General features: G+C 69.2%; 21 protein-coding genes and 1 pseudogene. 11 read left to right on the forward strand and 11 right to left on the reverse strand.

Annotated elements, in window-relative coordinates; genetic code table 11:
* The first annotated feature begins 308 nt into the window (after positions 1-308).
* From PSK12I2_RS0112025 to PSK12I2_RS0112035, 3 genes are read left to right on the forward strand one after another with little or no spacing between them, the layout of a single operon-like run.
* Positions 309-860: a chorismate mutase gene (locus tag PSK12I2_RS0112025; RefSeq protein WP_027598587.1), complete on the forward strand. Its 552-nt coding sequence runs from the start codon at positions 309-311 to the stop codon at positions 858-860.
* Positions 861-918: 58 nt separating this feature from the next.
* Positions 919-1,596, forward strand: a complete 678-nt coding sequence (locus PSK12I2_RS0112030) for a response regulator transcription factor (protein WP_007160283.1) — start codon at positions 919-921, stop codon at positions 1,594-1,596.
* Positions 1,593-2,990, forward strand: coding sequence for a sensor histidine kinase (locus tag PSK12I2_RS0112035; protein WP_027598588.1), 1,398 nt, complete (start codon positions 1,593-1,595; stop codon positions 2,988-2,990). The genes PSK12I2_RS0112030 and PSK12I2_RS0112035 overlap by 4 nt, the downstream gene beginning before the upstream one ends.
* A 257-nt stretch (positions 2,991-3,247) precedes the next feature.
* Here the strand turns inward: PSK12I2_RS0112035 and PSK12I2_RS0112040 are convergent, their stop codons facing one another.
* The 4 genes from PSK12I2_RS0112040 to PSK12I2_RS0112055 are packed head-to-tail and all read right to left on the reverse strand — an operon-like array spanning position 3,248 to position 7,754.
* Positions 3,248-4,480, reverse strand: a complete 1,233-nt coding sequence (locus PSK12I2_RS0112040; protein ID WP_027598589.1) for a thiolase family protein — start codon at positions 4,478-4,480, stop codon at positions 3,248-3,250.
* Positions 4,481-4,503: 23 nt separating this feature from the next.
* Positions 4,504-5,055, reverse strand: a complete 552-nt coding sequence (locus PSK12I2_RS0112045) for a DUF3237 domain-containing protein (protein WP_027598590.1) — start codon at positions 5,053-5,055, stop codon at positions 4,504-4,506.
* On the reverse strand, positions 5,048-6,280 hold the full coding sequence (gene mhpT, locus PSK12I2_RS0112050) for a 3-(3-hydroxy-phenyl)propionate transporter MhpT (RefSeq protein ID WP_027598591.1): 1,233 nt from the start codon (positions 6,278-6,280) through the stop codon (positions 5,048-5,050). Before mhpT ends, PSK12I2_RS0112045 begins: the two co-directional genes overlap by 8 nt.
* Before the next feature lie 10 nt (positions 6,281-6,290).
* Positions 6,291-7,754, reverse strand: a complete 1,464-nt coding sequence (locus tag PSK12I2_RS0112055) for an alginate export family protein (protein ID WP_027598592.1) — start codon at positions 7,752-7,754, stop codon at positions 6,291-6,293.
* 392 nt (positions 7,755-8,146) lie between these two features.
* Here PSK12I2_RS0112055 and PSK12I2_RS0112060 point away from each other — a divergent pair, with 392 nt between their 5' ends.
* Positions 8,147-8,482 (forward strand): I78 family peptidase inhibitor, encoded by a 336-nt coding sequence (locus PSK12I2_RS0112060; RefSeq protein ID WP_027598593.1) that lies wholly within the window; start codon positions 8,147-8,149, stop codon positions 8,480-8,482.
* A 55-nt stretch (positions 8,483-8,537) separates the two neighbouring features.
* Here the strand turns inward: PSK12I2_RS0112060 and PSK12I2_RS0112065 are convergent, their stop codons facing one another.
* On the reverse strand, positions 8,538-9,185 hold the full coding sequence (locus PSK12I2_RS0112065; RefSeq protein WP_027598594.1) for an HAD hydrolase-like protein: 648 nt from the start codon (positions 9,183-9,185) through the stop codon (positions 8,538-8,540).
* A 97-nt stretch (positions 9,186-9,282) separates the two neighbouring features.
* On the opposite strand from PSK12I2_RS0112065, the gene PSK12I2_RS0112070 reads away from it, so the two are divergent.
* Entirely contained in the window at positions 9,283-10,188 is a 906-nt protein-coding gene (locus PSK12I2_RS0112070) for an alpha/beta hydrolase (protein WP_027598595.1), read from the forward strand.
* Here the strand turns inward: PSK12I2_RS0112070 and PSK12I2_RS0112075 are convergent.
* Positions 10,185-10,673 (reverse strand): GNAT family N-acetyltransferase, encoded by a 489-nt coding sequence (locus PSK12I2_RS0112075; RefSeq protein WP_027598596.1) that lies wholly within the window; start codon positions 10,671-10,673, stop codon positions 10,185-10,187. The two genes, PSK12I2_RS0112070 and PSK12I2_RS0112075, sit on opposite strands and share 4 nt — an antisense overlap.
* A gap of 37 nt (positions 10,674-10,710) precedes the next feature.
* Positions 10,711-11,301: a TetR/AcrR family transcriptional regulator gene (locus PSK12I2_RS0112080; protein WP_027598597.1), complete on the reverse strand. Its 591-nt coding sequence runs from the start codon at positions 11,299-11,301 to the stop codon at positions 10,711-10,713.
* A 76-nt stretch (positions 11,302-11,377) separates the two neighbouring features.
* On the opposite strand from PSK12I2_RS0112080, the gene PSK12I2_RS0112085 reads away from it, so the two are divergent.
* Together PSK12I2_RS0112085 and PSK12I2_RS0112090 are read left to right on the forward strand one after the other, a co-directional pair.
* Positions 11,378-12,007: a glutathione S-transferase family protein gene (locus tag PSK12I2_RS0112085; RefSeq protein WP_027598598.1), complete on the forward strand. Its 630-nt coding sequence runs from the start codon at positions 11,378-11,380 to the stop codon at positions 12,005-12,007.
* A 148-nt stretch (positions 12,008-12,155) separates the two neighbouring features.
* On the forward strand, positions 12,156-12,914 hold the full coding sequence (locus tag PSK12I2_RS0112090) for an SDR family oxidoreductase (RefSeq protein WP_027598599.1): 759 nt from the start codon (positions 12,156-12,158) through the stop codon (positions 12,912-12,914).
* A 305-nt stretch (positions 12,915-13,219) separates the two neighbouring features.
* Here PSK12I2_RS0112090 and PSK12I2_RS0112095 read toward each other — a convergent pair whose 3' ends face one another.
* Together PSK12I2_RS0112095 and PSK12I2_RS23940 are read right to left on the reverse strand one after the other, a co-directional pair.
* Complete coding sequence (locus PSK12I2_RS0112095) at positions 13,220-13,507, reverse strand: DNA-binding transcriptional regulator (RefSeq protein WP_027598600.1); 288 nt, start codon at positions 13,505-13,507, stop codon at positions 13,220-13,222.
* 5 nt (positions 13,508-13,512) lie between these two features.
* Positions 13,513-13,826: pseudogene (locus PSK12I2_RS23940) on the reverse strand (type II toxin-antitoxin system RelE/ParE family toxin).
* Between the two features lie 197 nt (positions 13,827-14,023).
* On the opposite strand from PSK12I2_RS23940, the gene PSK12I2_RS0112105 reads away from it, so the two are divergent.
* Positions 14,024-14,557 (forward strand): DUF924 family protein, encoded by a 534-nt coding sequence (locus PSK12I2_RS0112105; protein WP_027598601.1) that lies wholly within the window; start codon positions 14,024-14,026, stop codon positions 14,555-14,557.
* An 11-nt stretch (positions 14,558-14,568) separates the two neighbouring features.
* Here the strand turns inward: PSK12I2_RS0112105 and PSK12I2_RS0112110 are convergent, their stop codons facing one another.
* Positions 14,569-15,516 (reverse strand): GlxA family transcriptional regulator, encoded by a 948-nt coding sequence (locus tag PSK12I2_RS0112110; RefSeq protein ID WP_027598602.1) that lies wholly within the window; start codon positions 15,514-15,516, stop codon positions 14,569-14,571.
* A 97-nt stretch (positions 15,517-15,613) separates the two neighbouring features.
* Between PSK12I2_RS0112110 and PSK12I2_RS0112115 the strand changes: the two genes are divergently transcribed.
* The 3 genes from PSK12I2_RS0112115 to PSK12I2_RS0112125 are packed head-to-tail and all read left to right on the forward strand — an operon-like array spanning position 15,614 to position 18,429.
* Positions 15,614-16,414, forward strand: a complete 801-nt coding sequence (locus PSK12I2_RS0112115) for an SDR family oxidoreductase (protein ID WP_027598603.1) — start codon at positions 15,614-15,616, stop codon at positions 16,412-16,414.
* A gap of 26 nt (positions 16,415-16,440) precedes the next feature.
* Entirely contained in the window at positions 16,441-17,205 is a 765-nt protein-coding gene (locus tag PSK12I2_RS0112120; protein ID WP_027598604.1) for an SDR family oxidoreductase, read from the forward strand.
* A gap of 51 nt (positions 17,206-17,256) precedes the next feature.
* Complete coding sequence (locus PSK12I2_RS0112125) at positions 17,257-18,429, forward strand: MFS transporter (protein ID WP_027598605.1); 1,173 nt, start codon at positions 17,257-17,259, stop codon at positions 18,427-18,429.
* A 42-nt stretch (positions 18,430-18,471) separates the two neighbouring features.
* Here the strand turns inward: PSK12I2_RS0112125 and PSK12I2_RS0112130 are convergent, their stop codons facing one another.
* Positions 18,472-18,987, reverse strand: coding sequence for a carboxymuconolactone decarboxylase family protein (locus PSK12I2_RS0112130; protein WP_027598606.1), 516 nt, complete (start codon positions 18,985-18,987; stop codon positions 18,472-18,474).
* Between the last annotated feature and the right edge of the window lie 49 nt (positions 18,988-19,036).

Raw genomic sequence — 19,036 nt, forward strand, 5'->3', positions numbered from 1 at the left:
GGGAGAGGGCTGGGGTGAGGGTGCGGCTCCGCACGGAGCTACCGACCTGCGCAGGACTCCGTAGGGTGGATGACGGCGCAGCCTCATCCACGATGGCACGGCACGCGTGTGGAAAACGCTCCGCGGTTTTCCACCCTACGCCAGCCCAACGCCCGCGCCGCTCCGCCCCCTCTCCCTCCGGGAGAGGGCTGGGGTGAGGGCCGCCCCCACCACCGCGTTCCCACGCAACCGCCCTGCCCCGGCCATCTTGACCGCCCCGCGGCCCCGTGCGAGCTTCGGTGCCCTTTCCCCTGCCCTGGAGGTCCCTCATGTCGGGTATTCGCTGGCTCGCCCTTCCGCTCTTGAGCATCGCCCTCGGCGCCCAGGCCGCGCCGGCGCCGCTGCCGGCCCTGCTGGACGCCATGGCCCAGCGCCTGACGCTGGCCGATGGGGTCGCCCGCAGCAAGCACGACAGCGGCAAGCCGGTGCTGGACGACGCCCGCGAGCGCCAGGTGCTGCAGGAGGTCGCCCAGGCCGCGCCGGCAGCCGCCGTCTCCCCGGCCACCGCCCAGACCTTTTTCGCCGCCCAGATGGAAGCCAACAAGCTGGTGCAATACGGCCTGCTGCAGGCCTGGCGGCGCCACGAACGGCCGCTGCCCGCCAAGACGACGGACCTGACGACGCTCAGGACCCAGCTGAACGAACTCCAGGCCAGGCTGCTCGGCGGTCTCGCCGCCACCGGCGAACTGCGCGCCGCCGCGGACTGCCCGGCACAACTGGACCGCGCCCTCGCCGCCCACCTCGCCGCCGCGCGCCCCGATGATCTCCACCGCCTGGCCCTGGTGCGGGCGCTGGGCGATTTCTGCGCCCTGCCCCGCTGAGCGCCTGTGCATAATCGGCGCTACGGCGACCGAATCGCGTTGAATCCGAGGATCACCCATGCACATCCTGCTGGTCGAAGATGACGCCACCCTGGCCGACGGCATCCGCCGCGTCCTGGAAGGCCATGGCATGCAGGTCGACCTCCTGCGCAACGGCGCCGAGGCCGATGCCTGGCTGCGCACCACTCGCTTCGCCGTGGTGGTGCTGGACATCGGCCTGCCCGGTGGCCTGGACGGCTTCGAGGTGGTCCGCCGCCTGCGCCAGCGTGGCAGCGACCAGCCGGTGCTGCTGCTCACCGCCCGCGACGCCATCGACGACCGGGTGCACGGCTTCGAGGTGGGCGCCGACGACTACCTGGTCAAGCCCTTCGCCGTGCCCGAGCTGGTGGCGCGGATCAAGGCGCTGGTGCGTCGCGCCGGTGGCCAGAACAGCGCCGACCTGACTCTCGGCGCCCTGCGCCTGGACACCGCCGCCCACCAGGCGCGCCTCGGCGACACCGCGCTGGATCTCTCGGCGCGCGAGTGGGCGGTGCTCGAACACCTCTTGCGCCAGGCCGGCAAGGTGGTCTCCAAGCAGCAGATCATCGACGCCCTGGCGCCCTGGGGCAGCGAAGACCTGACCCACAACGCCGTGGAGGTCTATGTCTCGCGGCTACGGCTGAAACTGGCCGACTCCGGGGTCGGTATCCGCACCGTGCGCGGCTTCGGCTATCGCCTGGAAGAAGCCGCGCCATGACCGCCACCGCGCCCAGCCTGCGCCGGCGGCTGCTGAAATGGCTGGTGCTGCCGGTGCTGCTGGTCAACCTCGGCGGCGCCGTGGTCAGCTACCAGTTCGCCCGCAAACCGGCCTTCAGCGCCCTGGACGGCGATCTCACCGACGCGGCGATCCTGCTGCTCGAACAGCTGGAGGTGGACGGCAACGGCCGCCTGTGGCTGCCGACGGAAGCCGACTACCTGCTGCGCCACAACAGCCACGACCACGTCTGGCTGGCGGTGCGCGCCCTCGACGGCCAGCTGCTGTTCGGCGATGCCGCCATGCCGGTCCAGGAGATCACCGACGAGATGCGCGACGGCCATACCACCGCGCTGCGCACCCGTATCAACGACCGCTCGGTGTTCATGGTCGGCCGCCTCGGCGAGGTGGCCGGGCAACCGGTGGTGGCCAGCGTGGCCCAGACCCTGAGTCGCCACACCGCCGCCCTGCAGCGCATGGTGCTGACCCTGGTGGCGGTGCAGATCCTGGTCGCCCTGCTGATCGCCGCCCAGCTGCTCTGGGCGGTGCGCCGCGGCCTCAAGCCGCTGGAACGGCTGGAGCGTCAGCTCGACAGTCGCCACTACGATGACCTGGCGCCGCTGCGCGAAGAGGGTGCGCCCCGCGAACTGGGCACCTTCGTCACCGCCCTCAACGGCCTGCTGCTGCGCATCCGCGAGGGCGCGCGCAACCAGCGCGCCTTTCTCGACGACATGGCCCACCAGCTGCGCACCCCGCTGGCGGGCATCAGCACCCTGACCCAGTGGCTGCGCCAGCGCCATGCCGGCGATGCCGAAAGCGCCGCGGCGCTGGCGCAACTCCAGGCCGCCACCGAGCGCATGACCCGCCAGACCAACCAGTTGCTGACCCTGGCCCGCGCCGCCACCGCGCGGCTGGAGAGTCCGCCGCGCGAGCCGCTGCGGCTGGACGAACTGATCGGCGAAGCCATGCCCAGCCAGCTGGCCCAGGCCGATGGCCACGGCATCGACCTGGGCTACGAACTGGAGCCGCAGACCGTGCAGGGCAACGCCTTCCAGCTGCGCGACCTGCTCGACAACCTGGTCGACAATGCCCTCAGATACACCCCGCGCGGCGGTCAGGTCACGGTCCGCCTGCGCGGCCAGGCCGGGGCCACGGTGCTGGAGGTGGAAGACGACGGCCCGGGCATTCCCGAGGCGGAGCGCGAACGCATCTTCGAGCGCTTCTATCGCCTCGACCGCGGCATCCACGGTACCGGCCTGGGCCTGGCCATCGTCCGCGACATCGCCACCGCCCACGACGCCGGCATCGAACTGGCCACCGCCACCGGCGGTCAGGGCCTGCGCGTGGCCATCCACTTCCCGCCCCTGGTCGTGCCTGCCGTGGAGGTCCCCGCGTAGGTTGAGCGCGCAGCCCAACAAAGTGCCGCCCTCCTGCCGCCTAAAAAATCATCGCGGCCATGGGCCGCTCCTACAGGCACGGACGCCACTGTAGGAGCGGTCGCTACGGCGCACCGGCATGGCCGCGATACGCGATCAAGACAGTTGCTCCTACAGGCTGTGGGACAACCGTAGGAGCGGCCGCATCGGCGGACCGCCATGGCTGCGATCAGGTTGAGCTGGGCCCCGCGAAGCCCGATACACCCCGGCCCAACCCCTTACCGCCCCCGCCACCCCGGATTCTCCAGCAGCACCGCCATCCCCTGCCCACCGCCGATGCACACCGCCGCCACCCCGTACCTGAGCCCCTCGGCGCGCAGCTGGCGGGCCAGGGTGACGGCCAAGCGCAGGCCGGTGGCGGCCAGTGGATGACCCAGGGCGATGGCGCCGCCATGCACATTGAGTCGCGCCGGATCCAGTTCCAGGGCCTGCTGCACCGCCAGCAGCTGGGCGCCCTGGGCTTCGTTGATCTCCAGGCGGTCGATGGCCTCCAGCCTGAGGCCGGCGCGGTCGAGCAGGCCCTGGATGGCCGGTACCGGACCACTGCCCATGACGTCCGGCGGCACCCCCACCACACAACTGCCGCGCATCCAGGCCAGCGCCCGCTCCGGCGCGGCGTCCGCGCCCCGTGCCAGCAGCACGGCGGCGGCGCCGTCGGCCACCGCGCAGCTGTTGCCGGCGGTCTGCACCCCGCCCGGATGCACTGGCGTCAGTCGTGCCAGGGCCTCCCGCGAGGTGTCCCGCGGATGGCTGTCATGCTCGACCCCCGCGCAGCCCCGCGGCAGACGCAACTCCCGCGGCGCCAGGCCTTCAGCCTCGAAGCGCGCCGCCGTCACCGGCACGACCTCCTCGCGAAACCAGCCCTGGCGCTGGGCTGCCAGGGCCCGCTCGAAACTCCGCAGCGCCCAGGCATCCACCGCCTCGCGGGCGATGCCATGGCGCTGGGCCAGGCGCTCGGCGGTGGCGATCATGTCCAGTCCGGCCGCCGGGTCCTTGAGCGCCTCCCAGAGAAAGTCGTGGAATTCCACCGGCGCGCCGAGGCGAAAGCCGCTGCGGTGGGTGTAGGCGGCGATGGGATTGCGGGTCATGGACTCGGCCGCCACGCACAGCACCCGGCTGGCCTGGCCGCTCTGCAACTGATCGCCGGCCTGGCGCAGCAGCTCAAGCCCCGTGCCGCAGACGCGTTGCACCTGCAGCGCCGGCACCGCCTCGGGCACCCCGGCATAGAGGCCGATATGGCGTGGCAGCAGATAGGCATCGAAGCTGGCCTGGGCCACCGAGCCGGCCAGCACGGAATCCACCGCCCCGGCCTCATGCCCGCGCGCCAGCAGCGCCCGCGCCACGGCGATGCCCAGGTCGGTGGGCGACACCTGCCCCAGGGCGCCATTCAGATCGGTCCAGGGCGTGCGCACGCCATCCAGCAGCAGGACATCATCGTAGAGCGCACTCATTCCAATGGGCATCGGCTCCTCCTCTATTGCAGCAGATAGGCGTCGTAGACCACCGCCTTGCCCAGGCGCATGGCGCTGCCCACGCCCAGGGCGCGGTTGAGCCAGGCATAGGCCGGCGCGGCGGTCTCGAAGGTCAGGGTGACGCGGAAGAAATAGCGCCGGGGATCCACCGGCTTGCCGGCGGCCAGCTCGCGCATCACCTCCGGCGGGCCGTAGCGATAGCCCTTGGTCTGCAGATAGATCAGGGCGCCATCGTCGGTCTGCAGCAGATAGCGGGTGTCGATGATGGCCAGGCCATCGGCGGTCACCACCTGCCAGTCGGCGCCGTTGTCGAGGATCCGTCCATGCAGGCGCTGGCCGTCGAAGCGGCCGCCGGTGATGGGTATGATGCGCCGCTTGCCCAGGTCACTGGTCTGGCCCAGCTCCCAGACCGGGGCGTCGAGGGCCACCTCGAAGCGCGCCAGGGGTTCGAGCTGCAGCGGCGGTGGCGTGGCGGTGGCCGGATCGCCGTCCGTGGTGGCCGCCCGGGCCAGGCCAGTCAGCGTCAGCAGGGTGACGAGCAGCACACTACGCATGCCCAGGCGCCTCCGCGTGGGTGGTAGCCGCCGGCACCGGCGCCCGCCGCTGCAGCAGGGCCAGCACCGCGCCCGCGGCCACCAGCACTGCCGGGGTGGTGGCCACCACCAGGGTCGCCGCGCCACCGCCCAGGGCCAGGACCTGCCCCGCCAGCAGTGGGCCGGCCATGGCGCCCAGGCGTCCGACCGCCACCGCCGCGCCGGTTCCGGTGGCCCGCACCGCCGCCGGATAGAGCTGCGGCGCCAGGGCATAGAGCACCAGTTGGCCGCCGACCACGAACAGCCCGGCGGCGAAACCGGCCAGGGCCACCAGCGGATAGGCCTTGGCCAGCCCTAGCCCGGCCAGACCCAGCAGGATGCCCAGGTAGATGGCCAGCACCGTCAGCCGCGGCCGCCAGCGATCCATGAGCAGGCCGAACAGCACCGAACCGATGCCGCCGCCCAGGTTGAAGAGGATCTGCACCCCCACCGCCTGGCCGCGGCTGAAGCCCTGCCCCACCAGCAGCGACGGCAGCCAGTTGAGCAGCATGTACATCACCGTGAGGGTGAAGAAGTAGCCCAGCCACAGCAGCAGGGTGGTCGACAGCGGGATGGCGCCCAGCCAGGCCCCGCGCGGACTACCCGCCTGAGTCCCGCCTCGCTTGCGCAGAAAGCCGGCGGTCTCCGCCAGGTAACGCCCGAGCAGCGGCGCCACCAGCAGCGGCGCCAGGCCGCCGACATAGAACACCGTCTGCCAGCGGCCGACGTCCAGCAGCCCCACCACCGCCGCCAGGGCGCCGCCGAGGGGCACGCCGCAGTACATCAGGCTGACCGCGGTGGCGCGGGCGCGCTCGTCCACCGATTCGGCGGACAGGGCGATCAGATTGGGCAGCGCGCCGCCCAGACCGATGCCGGTGAGCAGCCGCGCCAGCAGCAGGCTCTCCAGACTCCAGACATGGGCGGTGGCCACCGAGAAGACGCCAAAGATCAGCACGCAGGCGATCAGCACCTTCTTGCGGCCGATACGGTCGGCGCACCAGCCGCCGATGAAGGCGCCGGGCAGCAGGCCGAGGATGCTGGCGCTGAACACCAGGCCCATCTGCCCCGGCTGGAAGCCGAAGGCCTTGGCCATGGCCGGGGCGGCGATGCCCATGGCCTGGAGATCCATGCCCTCCAGCAGGGCGACGATGAAGCACAGCAGCAGGGTCAGGCGGGCCCCGGGCGGGGCGGTCGAGAGCAGGCGCATGGTGGACTCCTCAGAAGCGGAAGGTGGTGGCGACCATCAGGAAGCTGGTGTCGTCGCCATCGGCCTGGCGCACGGCGGCGCCGGCCTGGAAGTAGCTGTATTCCAGGTCCAGGGTCAGGTTGGCGGTGGGCATCCAGCGCAGGTTGTTGCGCCAGAGGGTGCCGGCCTTGCGCGCCGAGCTGGCCGCGGTGCCCGGCACCGTGGTCATGCCCGGCAGGTAGACGCCGTCTTCGGTGCTCTGCCGCCAGACGCCGAACAGCCCGCTCTCCAGCTGCAGCGTCGGTCGCGGCGCCAGGGTCAGCAGGGGCCCGACCAGATAGAGGTTGGCCAGGGTGGTGAGCCCGGAATCACCATAGAAGCCGTTCTTGGGAAAGAGCGGATCGAAGGTGCCGACGCGGTCGTCGCCCGGGCCGCGATCGCCGCTGGCGGCGTCCACCCGCAAGGCCAGCCGCGGCTTCCAGGCGCCGCCCAGGCGATAGCCGGTTTCGCTGCTCAGGCCCCAGGCGCGGATCTCCGCCCCGGCCAGATGCCCGCCCTGCCCGGCCAGGTCCCAGCTCCAGTCCCAGGGACCGGCGTTGCCGAACAGACGGAAGCCGGCGGTGTAGCGCTTTTCCGCACCGGTCAGGCCATCCAGGGTGCGCTGGTCGGTCTCCAGACCGAAGCCGTAGACGTCGAGCTTGAGCGGCCCGGTCAGCGGCAGGGTGCCGTAGAGACCATAGAACTTGACCGCGTTGTTGGAGCCGTCGTCGAAGCTGTCTTCGCCGGTCACCACGGGCCGCAGGCCGAAGGCGTCCAGCCGGTAGCCGTCCGGACGGGTCCAGGCCAGGCGCAGGCCGTCGAAGTTGAGGCGGATGTTGCGCGCGTCGCGGTAGGTGACGAAGGCCTGGTTGCCGTAGCCCAGCTCCTGGCGACCGATGCGGGTCATCAGCTTGCCACCGGCCAGCGGCGTGTTGAGGTCGATGAAGGCCTGGTGCAGTTCGGTGCGGCTCTGGTCGTAGGGGCCGTAGAGCGCCTTGTTCCAGGCGCGGGTGTTTTCCAGCTGGACGAAGGCGCGCACGGCGTCATCGAACAGGTGCAGGTCGGCGTGCAGTTGCAGGCGCTGCTGGATGTAGTGATCGGTATCCACCCCCCGCCGGCCAAAGACCGGATTGCGGATGGTGTCGAAGCGGTAGCGCGCCTCGCCACCGGTCTGCAGCCAGGCCGAGTCACCGAGGCGCTGGTAGCGCAGCCCGTCGAAGGGATCGGTGCGCTTTTGCGGATCGTCGAGGAAGCGATAGTCCTCCGCCCAGCGCGGCGGTCCGGGCGGCAGGGGACGCGCCGTCTCCAGGTTGTTGAGCGGCTTGGGGCGGGCGCTTTCCAGGGTGGTGGAAGGCGCGGCGACAAGGCCCTGGCTGGCGAGCAAGGCGGCGAGAGCGGTAAAGGCGAGGCACGAGCGGGCCCGTGCGCAGGCCGGAAGCGAGCGCGAACAAGACATGAGATGACCGTCCTGACTGAGGATGCGGAAGGCGCCGCGGGGGCGCGGATCAGGGCCTAGCGGGCGCGGATCGGGTAGCGGTCAGGCGGGAGGGTAGTTGGATAGCGAGCTGACATGGCGGGTGTCCCTTTGTTGTTGTTGTCGTCACCGTGGGGGCCGGGTGGCCCTGGTTCGATGATGGTCGATGGCCAAAATGGATCAAGCCATCCGACCCGAATCTGGCCGATTACCGAACGTTATATTTATTAACTTTATGCCTGCGGGACGACCGGTCACCCGGGCCTCGCAACGTCTCCTGTATCGCGCTTTGTAACAATGCCCGCCCCTGAGGGGTCCATGAGGAGGCCCGTACGGGTTAAGGTTCCTTCTCTCACGATCGAAAAGGCGAACTCATGAGCTCCAAGACTCCCCTCCTGCTGGCTGGCGCCGCGCTCTTCACCCTGCTGGCCGGTTGCGGCTCGCACGAAACCCAGAGCAGCCCGGCGGCCGCCTCTTCGGCCCCGAGCGGCGCCGTCAGCAGCAGTGGCCGGTGCAACTCCGATGCGGTCCAGGATCTGGTCGGCAAGGCCCTCTCCCCGGCCCTGGCCGAAGAAGGCCGGCAACGCGCCGGTGCCCAGGTCGTTCGCGTGGTCCGTCCGCAGGACCCCATGACCATGGACTTCAACTCCCAGCGCCTGACCATCACCACCAGCGCCAGCCTGGTGGTGCAGACCGCCACCTGCGGCTGATCCCCGTCGCGCCCCACGACCTGCCGACCCCGGTCGCGCAGGTCGGCGCCTGCCGCTAAAGGCCGAAGCCCTGGCGCAGGGCTGCCACGCTGTGGAAGTGAAAGGCCGGGCGCTGGCGCTCCAGCTCTTCCCGGCTGCCGAAGCCATAACCCAGGGCCACCGCCGCCACGCCGTTGGCCCGGGCGGCGATCAGGTCGTGCTCGCGGTCACCCAGCATCAGGCAGGTCTCCGGCGCCAGGCCTTCGGTGTCCAGCACGAAGCGCAGCAACTCGGTCTTGTCGGTGCGGGTGCCATCCAGCTCGCTGCCATGCAGGGCGATGAAGAATTCCGTCAGCGCGAAGTGCCGGAGGATCTCCACGGCGAACACCCGCGGCTTGGCCGTCACCAGATAGAGCCGTCGCCCGGCCGCCTGCAGCGCGGCCAGCAACTCGCGGATGCCTGCATAGACCTCGTTCTCATAGAGACCGGTGGCGCGGAAATACCCGCGATAGGCCGCCACCGCGCGCCAGGCGCGCGCCTCGTCGAAGCCGTAGTGGGTCATGAAACTCTGCAGCAGCGGCGGGCCGATAAAGACCTCCAGCCTGCGCAGATCGGGCTCCTCGATCCCCTCGGCGCGCAGCGCCACCTGGATCGCCCGGGTGATGCCCAGGCGCGAATCGGTGAGGGTGCCATCGAGATCGAACAGCAGATGGGGGTGATGCATGGGGCGTCCTGGGCAGCGGAGATCCCCGTCAGTATGGCGACCGGCGGCAGAGATCGGTAGGCTCGACCGCTCCACTGGAAATGAGTCTTGTTTGCTGATGCCTCTGTCGCCGCTCTCCTCTCGCCGCCCCCCACGCTGCACCTGGCTGGCCCTGCCGCTGCTGCTGGCCCTGGCCCTGCCGGGCCAGGCGCGCCCCATCGATCAGCCCATGGACGCCCAGGTGCTCCAGCAGCCGGGCCACGGCTATGCCTTCAGCGAACTCCAGCTGGATTCCACCGACGGCGCCCGCCATTACCAGGTGTGGATCGCCCGACCCGCCACCCCGGCGCCGGCCACCGGCTATCCGGTGCTCTATCTGCTCGATGGCAACGCCGCCCTGGGCGGGCTGAATGCCGAATTGCTCGACACCCTGGCCAAGCGGCCCCATCCGCCCGTGCTGGTGGCGGTGGGTTACACGGGCGGCAAGCGTATCGATGGCCCGGGTCGGGCCTATGACTACACGCCCTCGGCCCCCACCAGCGAGCGCTTTCGCGAGATGGCCACCGGCGGCGCCGACGTCTTTCTCGCCTGGCTGCTGGAGCGCCTGGAGCCGGCGGTGGCCCGTCAGGTCCCCCTGGATCCTGACCAGCGCGCGGTCTGGGGTCATTCCCTGGGCGGGCTGTTCGTCCTCCACGCCCTGCTCACCCGTCCGGACGCCTTCGCCGAGGGCTACGCCGTGAGTCCTTCGCTGTGGTGGAGTCCCACCGTGCTGCCGCAAGACGACGAGCAATTGAAGGCGCGCTTCCAGGCCCATCCGGCCCGCCTGGTGCTGCTGCAGGGCGGCGCCGAGCGCGAACTGCCCGCGCACTTCCAGAGCGAGGTCCCCGCCGATGCCACCCGGCGCCTGGCCGACCGCCTCGGCCAGCTCCCCGGCATCCGGGTGCGCTACGAGGTGCTCGAAGGGCTGGGCCACGGCCCCATGCTGCCGGCCTCGCTGCAGACGGTGTTGAGCGAGTGGCGCTAGTCCGCCAACCAGCGATACATCACATGGCAATCCACCAGCCCCAGGCTGGAGTGGCGATAGGCCCTGGGCAGGGTGCCGACGATCTCGAAGCCGTGCTTCTGCCAGAGCCGTACCGCCACCTGGTTGCTGGCCACCACCGAGTTGAATTGCATCGCCTGGAAGCCCAGTTCACGGGCCACCTGCAGGGAGTGCTCGCAAAGGGCGCCGGCGACGCCCTGGCCGCGGGCGGCGGGGGCGACCATGTAGCCGCAATTGCAGACGTGATCGCCTGGCCCCATGGCATTGGCCTTGAGGTAGTAGCTGCCGAGCAGCTGGCCGTCGCGCTCGGCGACGAAGGTCGCCCGCGGTAGCTCCACCCAGAGGCGCCAGGCCTCGTCGCGGGTCATGTCCGGGTCGTAGGCGTAGGTCTCCCGGGCCTGGGCGACCTGCTGGATCAGCGGCCAGACCTGGTCGAAATCGGCGGCTTCGAGGGGGCGAATCTGCATGGGTGACTCCGGCGGACGAAGGAGCCGCCAGTGTCGCCTAGCCGAGTGCAGCTGCCAAATCACCACCCTCTTCCAGCAGCTCCTGGGCGCCCTGGCGACAGGCCGCCAGCAGTTCCTCGGCGAGGCCCTCGTCATCCAGTGCCCGCGCCAGGGCCACGCCCCCGATCAGGGTGGTGGCCAGCTGCAGCGCCCGGGCGCGCCGCTGCCCCGGCGGCCCCGACAGATCCTGCTCCAGTCGGGTGACGAAGCGCGCGAAGAAGCGGGTATAGCTGCCCCGGATGGCGGCCTCCCGGTGGGTGACGTCGGCCGCCAGAAAGGCCAGCGGACAGCGCAAGGCTTCGCCCTCGGCATGCTCGCGACTCAGGTAATGCTCGACCAATTGCCCGAGGCCTTGGCTACCGAGATCGTCGAGCCGGGCACTGCCGATCCGCGCGGCATGGGCGATGGCCTGGTCATAGACCTCGGTCTTGGTGCGGAAGTGGTGGTAGAAGGCGCCGCGGGTAAGACCGGCATCGGCCATCAGGTCGTCGAGACCGACCGCATCGAAGCCGCGCAGGGCGAACAGGCGGGCGGCGCTGTCGAGGATGCGCTGGCGGGTCTGCTCGCGCTGATCAAGGGGCCAGGCCATGGCTACTCCAGATTATGTTCTTGAACATAAGGTCCCCTTTGCCAGCATGCAGCCTTCTTTGCAAGGAGCCTGCAGCATGACGCCCTATCTCTTCGGTCCCGCTTTCAGCACCCTGGTGCGCAGCGTGCGCCTCCATGCCCTGGAACAGGGCCTGGAGCTGCCCTGTGGCCTCGCACCCGCCGGCCAGGCCATCGCCTGGCGCAGCGAAGCCCACCTGGCGCTGCACCCCTTCGGCCAGGTGCCGGTGCTGTTCGATGGCGAGCTGCGGATCTTCGAGACCCTCGCCATCTGCCGCCATCTCGATCGTCGGCTCTCGCCGGAGCGCGATGGCAACCCGGAGCAGGACGCCTGGAGCAGCGCCCTGCTCACCACTGTGGATAGCCGTCTGGTCCGCCACTATCTGCTGCGCGTCGCCGGGCCACGACCCGCCCCCTTCCGCACACCGGAGGACGAGCAGCGCGCCCTGGCCGACGTCGACGCGACCCTGGCCGTGCTCGATCGCCAGCTGGGCAACCAGGACTTTCTCTGCGGCGCCGAATTCAGTCTGCCCGACGCCTTGCTGGCGCCCATGCTCGACTACCTGGAGCCCCTGCCCGACCTACACTGGCGGACGACCTGGCCCCGCCTCGCCGCCTACCTCGACCGCCTGCGCGCGCGACCCTCCGGTCAGGCGATCCTGGTGGCGACCGACTTAAAGCTGCGCTGAGCCGACCGGAGCTACCAGGAACCACCTACCTCCCCAACACACCACAATCATCCCCTCTCCCTCCGGGAGAGGGCTAGGGTGAGGGCCCACCCACCACCCCTCCCTACCTGCTAGCCTTGGAAGCTCCTCCCCCGCCCAAGGACCGCCCATGACCACCGTCCGCCCCATCGCCCTCGTCACCGGAGCCTCCCAGGGCATCGGCCGCGCCGTCGCCCTCGGCCTGCTGCAGGACGGCTTCCGCGTGGTCCTCGCCGCTCGTCGCGCCGAACCCCTGGAGGCCCTCGCCGAAGAGGCGCGGCAACAGGGCGGCGAAGCCCTGGCGGTACCCTGCGACGTCACCGATGCCGCCAGCGTCGAGGAGCTGTTCGCCCGCATCCGCGAGACCTACGGCCGCCTGGACCTGCTGTTCAACAATGCCGGCGTCGGCGCTCCGGCGGTGCCCATCGACGAACTGGAACTGGACGCCTGGCACCGGGCGGTCAACACCAACCTCACCGGCGTCTTTCTCTGCAGCCGCGCGGCCTTCGCCCTGATGCGCGCGCAATCGCCCCGCGGCGGGCGCATCATCAACAACGGCTCGATCTCCGCCCACACGCCACGCCCCTTCAGTGCGCCCTACACCGCGACCAAGCATGCCGTGGCCGGGCTGACCAAGGCCCTGGCTCTGGACGGCCGCGCCTTCGACATCGCCTGCGGCCAGATCGACATCGGCAACGCCGCTACCGAGATGACCGAGCGCATGGCCAACGGCGTACTCCAGGCCGACGGCAGCACCGCCGTGGAGCCGCGCATGGACGTCAGGCACGTCGCCGACGCCGTCCGCTACATGGCCAGCCTGCCGCTGGACGCCAACGTCCAGACCCTGACGGTGATGGCGACCAAGATGCCCTATGTGGGGCGGGGCTGAGGGGTTCCACGTGGAACCCCAAGGGGCTGCCAAGAGGGCGGTGAAAGCCATTCCTTCTACCGCCTCGCATGGAGATGATTTCTAAGCCGCCGCGGAGGCAGCTTAGAAAACTCAGCCCGTCGTTGGCGAGCCGGTGTCACGGTTCACGGCTGTATAGGCAGCATTAGAAAATGCCGGGTTTGTCCAAGGTGCGTAGCGATAGGTTCACTGCCGTGCAGGCAGCTAAGAAAGCATTCCAACCCAGACTGGGGTAAGGGGGAAAATTCATTGCCGCAACGGCAGCTCACAAACTAGGACTGGGACGGTCAAGCCTCCAACGCCGCCAGTACATGCACGGGATCGTTCTTTAGCGCTACCAACAAGGCCTTCGCCGGCCCGGTAGGTTCGCGGCGGCTCTGCTCCCAGTTGCGCAACGTACCGACGTCGATATTGAGCTTTCTGGCGAACTGCGCCTGGCTCAGACCGGTATTCTTGCGGATCTGCTTGATCTGCAAGGCATCGACGTGGAATTCACGGGAAGGTTGTCGCTCACCCCGGACGATCTCGTCCATTTGGGTAACGCTTTCCATGAGGTCATCCAGGAACTTGGTCATGCTGTCTATCTCCACTTTTCGATCATGGCCTTCAGGGCTTTCCGGTCCTCGACGGAGAGGTCATCCTTCTCACTCTTGGGGTAGATCAGTAGCAGGGCATGCGAGCATCGGCAGCGAAGTGATAGTAGATCACCCGAGAGCCGCCACGCTTGCCATGGCCACCGCTGGCGACACGGATCTTGCGTAGGCCGCCGGTATCCCTGATGACATCGCCTGCCGTCGGATTTTGCGCCAGTTCACGTTGGAAAGCGGCGTAGGCATCATCCTCAAGTAGCTCTTTGACGAGCCGAGTGAAGACCGGCGTTTCGATAAAGATCATGTCGCAATCCATGCGTCATTGGCGTACCCCAATCATACGGTGGCCAACATATAAGTCAATGACGCACCATCCCCATGACGCAGCGTCCTCGGATAGCCGCGTCTCACCGTACCAAGCAACCGTTTGCCGCAGGTCTCCAGGCTATGCTTTGTGGAACCACCACCCAGGCAAGCCCGGATCGATCGGAGGAAGACAGCATGCAACCACAGGAGGTCGTAACCTTCTGGCGCTCTGCCGGCAGGCGCAAATGGTTCAGCGGCGGCCCCGAGTTCGACACCGAATGCCGTACACGCTTGGAGGCAGGGCATTTCGCTGCGAGTCGTCGCGAATTCGATAGCTGGGCCGCCAGCGCCGAAGGCGCCCTGGCCCTGTGTCTGCTGCTCGACCAAATCCCGCGCAATATCTATCGCCACAGCGGCCACGCCTTCGCCACCGACGGCCTGGCCCTGCAGCACGCGCGACAGGCGATAGCCGCCAGCCTGGATCAGCAGGTCGAAGCCGAGTTGCGCGCCTTCTTCTATCTGCCGTTCGAGCACTCCGAGACCCTGGCCGATCAGCAGCGCTCGCTCGAACTGTTCGAGGCCCTGGGCATCGAGCACTACCGGCGCTATGCCGAGGCCCATCTGCAGGTGATCGCCCGCTTCGGCCGCTTCCCGCACCGCAACCGGGCGCTAGGCCGCATCAATACGCCGGAGGAACAAGCCTGGCTGGATGCCGGCGGAGGATTTTGAAGACCCGGGGTTCAGGCCAGGCGGCGGGCATCGCGGCGGATCATCTGCGGCGGTACGCCGAAGCCGCGCATGAACACCTCGCGCAGATGACGGCGATCGCGAAAGCCGGTCTCGCGGGCGACCGTTTCCAGCGAATGACGAGTCTGCTCGATCATCAGCCGCGCCGCCTCCAGGCGCAGCCCCTCGATGGCCTTGGCCGGTGACTGTCCCGTCTCGGCGGTGAACACCCGGCTGAATTGCCGAGGACTGAGGTGGGCGACCTCAGCCAGCTCCTCGACACTCAAGACGCGGCCCAGGTGCTGCCGGGCGTAGGCGAGCGCGGTCTGGATACGATCCGACTTGGGCGCCAGGGCCAGCAGCTCCGAATGCTGGGTCTGACCGCCCGAGCGAAATTGCTGCATCACCAGGCGATGCGCTACCGAACGGGCCACGTCCATGCCCAGGTCCTTCTCCACCATCCCCAGCGCCAGATCCAGGCCGGCGGTCATGCCGGCGGAAGTCCATACCGGACCATCGACGATGAAGATGCGGTCTTCCTCGACGCGGATCTGTGGATAGCGTTCCTGCATGGCCCGGGCGAACGACCAGTGGGTGGTGGCCCGGCGCCCATCGAGAAGGCCAGCCGCCGCCAGGGCGAAGCCGCCGGTACAGATGCCGGCGGTGCGCCGCGCCTGGGCGCCGGCCTGGCGCACGAAGTCCAGCAGCGTCGGCGATGGCTCGGTGGCCAGGGGCGTCAGGTTGCCGACGATGAACCAGGTATCGGCGCGGCCCGGCGTACCCAGGGCTTCGGTCTCCACCAGCAGTTGCTGTGAAGAACGCACTAGGCCGCCCCGTTCGGAAAAGATCGCCTGGGTATAGAAGGGCTCGCCCAGGACCAGATTGGCGAATTCGAAAACGCTCTGGGTCGCCAGCGCCATCACCTGGAAACGCTCGCCCAATACATAGCCGATCCGGTGCATGGCTGCTCCTTGTGTCCTAAATCATGACTATAAGCGTCATTTGCGCCATCGACCAGCGCGCTCATCATGGCCTCACACCCACCCCGGAGACACGATGATGACCCGCTCCCCACAAGGTACTGCCCTGATCACTGGCGCCTCGTCCGGCATCGGTGCCCACTACGCCGAACAACTGGCCCAGCGCGGCTACGACCTGATCCTGGTCGCCCGGGATCGCCAGCGCCTGGATGCCCTCGCCCAGCGCCTGACCGACGCGACCCGCCAGAGCGTCCAGGTCCTGCCGGCCGACCTGGCCGACCCTGCCGCCCTGGCCGAGGTCGAGCGCACTCTGCGTGAAGACGCCAGCCTCACCCTGCTGGTCAACAACGCCGGGATGGGTACCCATACGCCGCTGCTGCAGAGCGATCCGGCGCAGATGCTGCGGATGATCGCCCTCAACGTCACCGCCCTCACCCAGCTGACCTATGCCACCGTGCCCGCCTTCGTCGCCCGCGGCCGTGGCGCCATCATCAACGTCTCCTCCATCGTCAGCCTGGCGCCGGAGTTGCTCAACGGCGTCTACGGCGGCAGCAAGGCCTATGTCACGGCCTTTACCCAATCCCTGCAGCGCGAGCTGGCCGGGACCGGCGTGCGCGCCCAGGCCGTGCTGCCCGGCGCCACCGCCACCGACTTCTGGGCGCGCGGCGGCCTGCCGCTGGCGCACCTCGATCCGGAGATCGTCATGAGCCCGGCCGACCTGGTCGCCGCCGCCCTGGCCGATTTCGAGCGTGAGGTCGCCATCTCGATCCCCTCGCTGCACGACCTGTCCCGCTGGGAGACCTACGAAGCCAGTCGCCTGGCCATGGCCGACCAGTTGTCCAGCCGCCAGCTCGCCCCCCGTTATCACACCGCCCATTGATCTTGATCCCGAGAGGAGCACACCCCATGAAACTGACCGACAACACCGTCTTCATCACCGGCGGCACCTCCGGCATTGGCCGCGCCCTGGCCGAGGCCCTGCATAGTCGCGGCAACCAGGTGATCGTCGCCGGTCGCCGCCAGGCGCTGCTCGACGAGATCGCCGCCGACAATCCTGGTATGGATACCGTGCTGCTCGACATTGGCGACCCGGCGCAGATCAAGGCCGTCGCCGCCGAAGTCATCGCCCGTCACCCCAACCTGAACGTGGTGATCAACAACGCCGGCATCATGCCCTTCGACGATGCCGGCGCCGGCGATCTGGACGATGCCCAGGCGGTGCAGCTGGTCACCACTAACCTGCTCGGCCCGGTGCGGGTGAGCGCCGCCTTCATCGAGCACCTCAAGCGGCAGCCGACGGCAACGCTGATCAACAACACCTCGGTGCTGGCCTTCCTGCCGCTGGCGGCCACGGCGCTCTACTCCGCCACCAAGGCGGCCTTGCACTCCTACACCCTGTCCCAGCGCTTCCAGCTGCGCGACACCTCGGTGCAGGTGCTGGAGATCGCCCCGCCGTGGGTGGACACCGACCTGGTCCACAAGAGTGGCGACAGCCGCGCCATGCCCCTCGACGATTTCATCGCCGAGACCCTGGACAAGCTGGCCACCGCCGAGACCGAGGTGCTGGTGGATCGCGTGGTGCCGCTGCGCGCCAACCCCGGTCCCCAGGAGCATGTGCTGATCAACCAGTTCAACCTCTCGCTGGTCGAGAACCCCATCCCCGTCGCCTGACCTCGGCACGCCGGCCGCCTTCTGCGGTCGGCGTGTGTTCTGGAGCCTCCCATGTCCTCACTTCCCTTGCCCGGGGCGCTGCGGCCCCTGAGCCTGGCCTACTTCGTCCAGGCGGTCGGGGCGCTGTCGGTCGTCGGCTGCCTGCAGGCGATTTCCCGCGAGTGGCACCTCAGCGACAGCCAGAGCGCCTACCTGCTCAGCCTCTTCGGTATTACCTTCGCCCTGGCGGCGCCCTTGCTGCAGATACTGCTCGGCCATTGGGCGCGGCGGACCCAGGTGCTCGGCGGGCTGCTGCTGTTCAGCCTGGCCGCCCTGCTGCTCGCCTGCGCCGCCGATTACCCGACCCTGCTGGTCAGCCGGGTGCTGATGGGTGTGGGCGCCGGTTTCATCGGTCCGGTGCTGGGCGCGCTGGGCGCCGGTCTGGTCAGCCGCGAGCAACAGGGCAGCGCCATCGCCACGGTGCTGCTGGGGCTGAGCCTGGCCAGCCTGGTGGGTCTGCCGCTGAGCGCCTGGGTCGCGACGGCCCTTGGCGTGCGCCCGCTGTTCGCCGGCATCGGCGGACTGGGGCTGCTCACCGCCTGGCTGATCTTCAGGCAGGTGCCCGATCGGGTCCCGGGCGAGCGCATCGCCCCGGCCGTGGTCGCGCGGCTGCTGACCACCGCCCACTCGCTGCACGCCTTCCTGGTGGTGTTCTTCATCGCCGCCGGGGTGTTTTCCACCTACGCCTTCCTCACGCCCATCGTGCGCCAGGACTTCCACGGCAGCGTCGCCGATGTCTCCCTCGCACTCGCGGTGCTGGGTGTCGCCGGGGTACTGGGCAACCTGCTGGTGATCCGCGCCGCACGCCGCTTCAGTGCCGAGCGGCTGCTGCTCGGCGGCCTCCTGCTACTGGCCCTGGCGCTTTCGATCCTGGCCCTCGGCCAGGGCCGCTTCGTGGCGCTGCTCTTGGGCCTGGTGGTCTGGGCGTTGGCCACCGACATCCTCTGGCCGTCCCAGCAGAGACGTATCCTCGAACAGCTCGCCGAGGTACGGGGCATCGCCCTGGCGCTGACCGCCTCCTTCATGTTCTGCGGCATCGGCGTCGGCACCTTCGTCGCTGGGCAGGTCTATCCCCGCCATGGCTTCCAGGGACTGCTGCTGACGTCGCTGGCTTTCCTGCTGCTGGCGCTGTTCAGTCTGCAGCGCTCCAGGCGCACGGCGACCGCGCCGCCGCTGCCGGCCTGACCCGGCCATGAAAAAGGCCCCTGACCGGGGCCTTTTTCATGCTCAGGCGGCGGGCGGAAAATCCACTTCGGTCGCCGCCAGGTTGTTGAGGTAGTTGGTCAGGGTCAGCAGGCTGACCTGCGCCACCACCTCGACGATCCTGGCATCATCCAGACCGGCTGCGTGGGCGGCCTGCAACTGCTCGTCATGCAACTGGCCACGCTGCTCGGTCACCTCCCGCGCCAGGCGCGCCACGGCGCTGAGCGTACCCGCCCGGGCGGCGGCCAGCTCCACAGTGGTCAAGCCGGTCTTGCCACCGAAGAATTCATGGGCCGCCAGGCAATAGTCGCAACCGTTGACCGCCGAGGCCGCCAAGGCCACCACCTCGCGCTCCTGGGCGCTGAGTCCGCTCCTGCCCAGCGCCTGGGCCAGCGCCAGATAGCCTTTGAGCGCCGCTGGCGAATGCGCCAGGGTTGCGAAGGCGTTGGGCAGGAAACCGAGGCCTTTCTGGATGCCCTGCAGGGCGGTTTGCGCCTCGGCGGAGGCCTGGTCGAGGGTAAGGGGGGCGATACGGGTCATGAGGGTGCTCCTTGGGTTGCGGCCTGGTCATCAGGCGTGGAACCAGATT

The sequence above is a fragment of the Pseudomonas sp. MOIL14HWK12:I2 genome (genome assembly GCF_000510745.1).
GTDB classification, from domain to species: Bacteria; Pseudomonadota; Gammaproteobacteria; order Pseudomonadales; family Pseudomonadaceae; genus Chryseomonas; species Chryseomonas oryzihabitans.